This window comes from Streptomyces sp. 130 (genome assembly GCF_007096885.1).
GTDB lineage: Bacteria > Actinomycetota > Actinomycetes > Streptomycetales > Streptomycetaceae > Streptomyces.
This window is the reverse complement of sequence record NZ_VJNO01000078.1, coordinates 1-5,229: the sequence shown is the minus strand read 5'-3', so window position 1 is coordinate 5,229 and position 5,229 is coordinate 1. Positions and strand designations below refer to the sequence as shown.

The following is a 5,229-nucleotide window of genomic DNA, read 5'->3' as shown; positions in this document are numbered from 1 at the left end:
GCGGGGGCGCCGGCCCCCGCCCCCCCCCCCGCCCCCCCCCCCCCCCGGGGGGGCGGGCGGGGCGCCGGCGGCGGCCCCCCCCCCGGGGGGGGGGCCCCGCCCCCCCCTTCCACACGTACGGAACCCCGCGCGGTTTCAGCCCGCGGTGGGCTGCATGCGCTTGGGGGACGGGACGGTCGCCGGAGCGTCGATGTCGTACGGGTCGATCGGGTCGCCCGTCTCGATCGGCACCTTGCGCAGCAGTACGGCGACGATCGTGGCCACCACGACCATGGCCGCGGCCCCGGAGAGCGCGGCCACCTGGAGTCCGTGTGTGAAGGCTTCACGGCTGGTGGCGATCAGTTCGGCACCGACCGCGGCCGGCTGATGGGCGGCCACGGTGGCGGCGCCGCCGATCGTGTTGCGCGCCGCGTCCAGCGCCTCCCCGCCGAGACCCGCCAGGTTCGCCGCATTCATGTCATGGCGATAGACGGCGGAACCGATGCTGCCGATGACGGCGAAACCGAACGCGCTGCCGAACTCGGTGAACGTCTCCGAGGTGGCCGTGGACGATCCGGCGTGCTCCTTCGGTGCGGAGGTGACGACGATCTCCGCGGTCAGCGTCTTCGAGGCGGTCATGCCGGCCGCCATCAGCCCCACGCCCACCAGGAGGAGGGCGACGTTCGAGTCCATCGTGAGCCGGCTGAGCACGCCGAACCCGAGGGCCATCACGAGCATCCCGCTGGCGACCAGATAGACCGGCTTGACCTTGCGGGACAGGGCCGAGACCACGCCGACGGCGATTCCGATCGCGGGCATCACCGCCATGGACCACAGGGCCGCACGGAAGGGCGTCATGCCCAGCACCATCTGGAGGAACTGGTTGGTGAGGATGCTGACGCCCATGAACGAGAACATCACCATCAGGTTGGTGAGGATCGCCCCGGTGAAGCCGCCGTAGCGGAACAGCGAGATGTCGATGAGCGGATGTGACGTCATGCGCTGGCGCAGCACGAAGGCGACGAGCAGGACGGCGCCGGCGCCCGCCCAGATCGCGGACTCGGTGGACCAGCCGTCCACGGCCAGCTCCTTCAGGCCGTAGATGAAGGGCATGATGCCCGCGATCGAGAGGAACGCACCGAGCACGTCCAGCTTGCCGCGCGAGGGGTCGCGCCGCTCCGGCAGCAGGATCGGGGCCAGGATCAGCACCAGCACCATCACCGGGGTGTTGATCATGAAGACCGAGCCCCACCAGAAGTTGTTCAGCAGCAGACCGCCGACGACCGGGCCGATGGCCGCCCCGGTGGCGAGGGTGCCGCTCCAGGCGGCGATGGCCGACTTGCGCTGCTTTGAATCGTGGAACATGTTGCGGATCAGGGCCAGGGAGGTCGGCGTCAGGGTCGCCGCCCCGAGCCCCAGCAGGGCGCGCGCGCCGATCAGCGTCTCGGGGTCGTCCGCCGTCGCGGCGAGTGCGGACGCGACGCCGAACACCAGGGCGCCGATGATCAGGAGCTTCCGCCGGCCGAAGCGGTCACCGATCCAGCCCATCGTGATCAGGGCGCCCGCCAGCACGAAGCTGTAGATGTCCATGATCCACAGCAGTTGGGTGGCGCTCGGCTTCAGGGACTCACTGATGGGCGTGATCGCGAAGCCGAGTACCGAGATGTCGATGGCGATCAGCAGGGTGACCAGGACGATCACCACGAGACCGAGCCACTCCTTGAGCCCCGCACGGGGCTTGATTTCTGTCATGGCGAACGTCCATGCCTTCCTGCTTCATGACCCTGAGTACGTGACACGCGAAGCGTATCAGGTACGCGCATGCGTGTCGCGTACTCAATCACGCGCGCAGCCGGGGTAGGCGGGGCCCGGGGCGGGTGCCAGCGGAGCTTCAGTGCGGGCGGCCGAGCCGTTCCAGGGCCTGGCCCAGCAGCGCCCGTCGATCGATCTTCCGATTGGAGTTGAGAGGAAATTCCGCGATGTGGAAGAAATGCTGGGGGAGTACGGCCCGGGGGAGCGTGAGGCTCAGCTCGCGGGCCAGGGCGACGGGCGGAACGCCTTCTCCGGTGTGGAAGGCGGCCAGCGTGATGCCCTGATCGGAGGGGACCGGCACCGCGACGGCGTCCTCCACCCCCGGGCACCGGCGCAGCGCCTCCTCGATCTCCGCCAGTTCGACCCGTACGCCGCGGACCTGCACCTGCTGGTCCAGCCGGCCGAGGTAGAGCAACTGGCCGTCCTCGCCCACGCGTATCCGGTCGCCCGTCCGGTAGTAGCGGACCCCGTGGCGTTCGAGGAAGCGGCCCGCGTCGTCGGCCGGGTCCAGATAGCCCGCTGTCAGTTGAGGGCCGGCGACGCACAACTCACCTTCCCGGTCCTCCTGTTCACCGTCCTCGTTGATCAGCATCCAGGCGTGGCCCGCGTGAACCGGCCCGATCGGGACGACACCCGCGACCGAGATGCCGGGCGACGTCTCGGGCGACCAGCGATGCCGGGTGATGGTGATCGTCAGCTCGGTGGGGCCGTAGAGGTTCTCGACCGCCGAACCCGACGCCGAGTACTGCCAGTCCGTCACGTCCTGACAGGTCACCGCCTCCCCCGCGAAGAAGCTCCAGCGCAGTGAGGGCAGGGAGCCCTTCGTCAGCCCTCCGGTGCGACGGACCAGGCCGATCACGCTGGGGGTGGAGAACCAGACGGTGATGCCCTGGTCGGTGACGAAACCGGGCAGGTCCCGGTAGGCGCCCGGGGGAACGGCCACCAGCGTGGCACCGGCACCCCACGCGCAGAACAGGTCGAACATCGCGCAGTCGAAGTTCAGATCGAAGTTCTGGGAGAACACGTCGTGCGGCCCGAAGTCGTACCGCGCGTCGAGCAGGTCGAAGTAGTGGGCACCGTTGGCATGCGTGACCGGCACGCCCTTGGGCCGTCCCGTGGAACCGGAGGTGAACAGCACGTAGGCGACGTCGTCGGGGGCAACCGGGTGAGGGCGCGTCAGGCGTGCCGTCGAGACGGGGCGCACCACCCCGTCCGCACCTTCGGCACCCCCGTCCAGCAGGGCGGGGAGCACGACGCCTTCGGCGCGCAGCTTCTCCAGCGCCGGGACCGCCTCGGCGTCCACGATCAGCGCTTCCACCCCCGCGGCCTCAAGCATGTGGAGGGTGCGGAGGACGGGGAAGGAGGGCTGCAGCGGAACCATCGGCACCCCGGTGAACAGGCAGGCCAGGATGGCTGTGTAGGCGTCGGGACTCTTGCCCGCGAGCACTCCCACCGCGGCCGGGCGCTCCGGGAGCGCGTCCAGCAGCGAGCCCGCCCAGGTCAGCGCCCGGTCGTACAGTTCCCGGTACGTCAACGAGAACTCGCCGGTGCGGAGGGCCACCCCTTCCGGGGAGCGCGCGAGTCCGCGCAGGAAGCGGTCATAGAGAGCGTGGGCCGATGTCTGGTCCATGAGTGTTCCCCGGATGGCGATGGGTGGATGAGGTGGTGCGGTGCCCGGGGCTCGCGAGCCGCAGGAGGACCTCGGTGGGGTCGGCCCTGGTGCGGGTGGCCGGCACGTGGTGCAGCGAGACCCGAGGGTTTCTCGCGAGCCATTCGCGTACGGCCCTGGTCCGCACCGCACCCGTCCCGTTCAGGAGTACGTACAGCCTCGGGTAGGGGTGGGCCTGGGCGACGGAGTCCAGGAGGTGCAGGAAGGCGGCGGGTGCGGACGCGCTGCCGGCCCCGGGCCCGGTCCGGTCGACCAGCAGGGGGCGGAGCCGCTCCTCGGGCCGACGCCCCGTTCGCTCGTCCGCCCGTAGGACCACCGCGTTCCAGGACGATGCGCGAAAGATGCCGACGACCCCTCGATGGACGCCCGGCGGCAGAGGCGGCACGGCGGGCAGCTGGAAGGTGTCGGTGCGATGCGGCCTCACTCCCCACTTGCGCCATACGCGCGACACCGTGGAGTGGGCGATCCCCAACTCGTCGGCGAGCAGCCGCGAGGACCAGTGCGATGCCCGCAGCCGGGCCGGAGGTCTGGCGCCGTCGGCAAGCGTGGCGACGAGCACCGCCACCTCGTCCACCGTCGCGGGACGCCCCGGCCGGGGCAGATCGCCCAGGGCCGCGATACCCGACTCCTCGTACCGGGAACGCCACTTGATGACGGTCGGCCGGGAGAGCCGTAACTGGGCGGCGACCTCCGTGTTCGAGAAGCCTCCTGCGGCGAGCAGCACGATCCGCGCCCGCCGGACGAGCCCGGCGGGCGCCGTCGACATGCGGGTCAGGGCCTCCAGCCGGGCCCGGTCGCCCTCGTGCAGTCGCAGGGCCGGCACGCTGTGCATGGCAGCAGCCCTCAGCGCAGGCGCTGCAGCGAGTTCCAGAGGACGTCCGGGGTCTCGAATATCTCCAGCGAGAGCGACTCGTCGCGGAAATGCACGTCATAAGCGGCTTCGAGGCCCGCGAGCAGTTCGATCATGCCCAGCGAGTCGAGGCCGTAATCGCGCATTCGCATATCCCCGGTGATCGGCTCGTCCGGAGGGAGGAAGGACATCTGCTTCCGAAGGAGAATGTCGAACTGTTCATCCCACATGAGGACTCCGGTTTCAGGCGCGAAGGGGTGACAGGGGTTCCGGGACCGTCGGACCGCCGGACGGGCCGGAGCGGAGACGGGAAGCAGCCGGCCGCACACGAGCGCGGCCGGAAAGGGATACCGGGCCCCGACGCTAGTCCCGCCGGGCCCGAACCAGTACCCCTACCCGCCCCTATGAAGGCGTCGCGCGAAGGGGGTCGCCCGAGGGGGGACCGAGCGCATCCGCCGCTGCCGTCCCCCCTTCCGCACAGGTGAGAGCAGCCGGGAGGCCCCCGGCCCACCGCGCGCGGCCCGCCCGCCCAGCCCGGCGGCCCCCCTCCGGCTCTGGGGTGACGGCCACCGGACAGGGGCCCGATTGTGGGGGCCCCGGGCACGACTAAGGGGTGGGCAACAGGACCGGCGGCACCGTAATTTTCCGAGTGACCCCACGCTTCATTCTCTTCATCCGCTCATTCCGTCATTTGCTCGGGTCCGCGGCCACTGAACGTCATGACACAGGAGGCATGCTCGGTGAGTAACGAGGAAAAACTTCTCGAGTATCTGCGCCGGGCGACATCCGACTTGCGCGACATGCGTAAAAGGCTCGCAGCAGCGGAGCGCAAGTCCAGTGGTGAGCCGATTGCGATCGTGGGTATGGCGTGTCGTTATCCGGGTGGGGTGGGTTCTCCGGATGAGTTGTGGGATCTGGT

Annotated in this window: 5 protein-coding genes; 1 reads left to right on the top strand and 4 read right to left on the bottom strand. The window is 70.1% G+C overall.

Annotated elements, in window-relative coordinates; genetic code table 11:
• Positions 1 to 135: 135 nt before the first annotated feature.
• The 4 genes from FKN01_RS31870 to FKN01_RS31855 all read right to left on the bottom strand — a co-directional run bounded on the left by FKN01_RS31870 (position 136) and on the right by FKN01_RS31855 (position 4,501).
• Complete coding sequence (locus FKN01_RS31870; protein WP_143626129.1) at positions 136 to 1,731, bottom strand: MFS transporter; 1,596 nt, start codon at positions 1,729 to 1,731, stop codon at positions 136 to 138.
• A gap of 139 nt (positions 1,732 to 1,870) precedes the next feature.
• Complete coding sequence (locus tag FKN01_RS31865) at positions 1,871 to 3,421, bottom strand: AMP-binding protein (RefSeq protein WP_143626128.1); 1,551 nt, start codon at positions 3,419 to 3,421, stop codon at positions 1,871 to 1,873.
• The gene (locus FKN01_RS31860) at positions 3,390 to 4,292 is read right to left on the bottom strand and encodes a helix-turn-helix domain-containing protein (RefSeq protein WP_143626127.1); all 903 of its coding nucleotides are present in this window, start codon (positions 4,290 to 4,292) and stop codon (positions 3,390 to 3,392) included. Before FKN01_RS31860 ends, FKN01_RS31865 begins: the two co-directional genes overlap by 32 nt.
• A gap of 11 nt (positions 4,293 to 4,303) precedes the next feature.
• A complete protein-coding gene (locus FKN01_RS31855) occupies positions 4,304 to 4,501 on the bottom strand; it encodes an acyl carrier protein (RefSeq protein ID WP_260697094.1) in 198 nt (65 codons plus the stop codon).
• 528 nt (positions 4,502 to 5,029) lie between these two features.
• Between FKN01_RS31855 and FKN01_RS31850 the strand changes: the two genes are divergently transcribed.
• A partial coding sequence (locus FKN01_RS31850) for a polyketide synthase docking domain-containing protein (protein WP_143626126.1) occupies positions 5,030 to 5,229 on the top strand: 200 nt, incomplete at its 3' end.

Bases quoted from the DNA above. Each gene is read 5' to 3' on its own strand.
- FKN01_RS31870 (WP_143626129.1), bottom strand. From the start codon at position 1,731: ATGACAGAAATCAAGCCCCGTGCGGGGCTCAAGGAGTGGCTCGGTCTC.
- FKN01_RS31865 (WP_143626128.1), bottom strand. From the start codon at position 3,421: ATGGACCAGACATCGGCCCACGCTCTCTATGACCGCTTCCTGCGCGGA.
- FKN01_RS31860 (WP_143626127.1), bottom strand. From the start codon at position 4,292: ATGCACAGCGTGCCGGCCCTGCGACTGCACGAGGGCGACCGGGCCCGG.
- FKN01_RS31855 (WP_260697094.1), bottom strand. From the start codon at position 4,501: ATGTCCTTCCTCCCTCCGGACGAGCCGATCACCGGGGATATGCGAATG.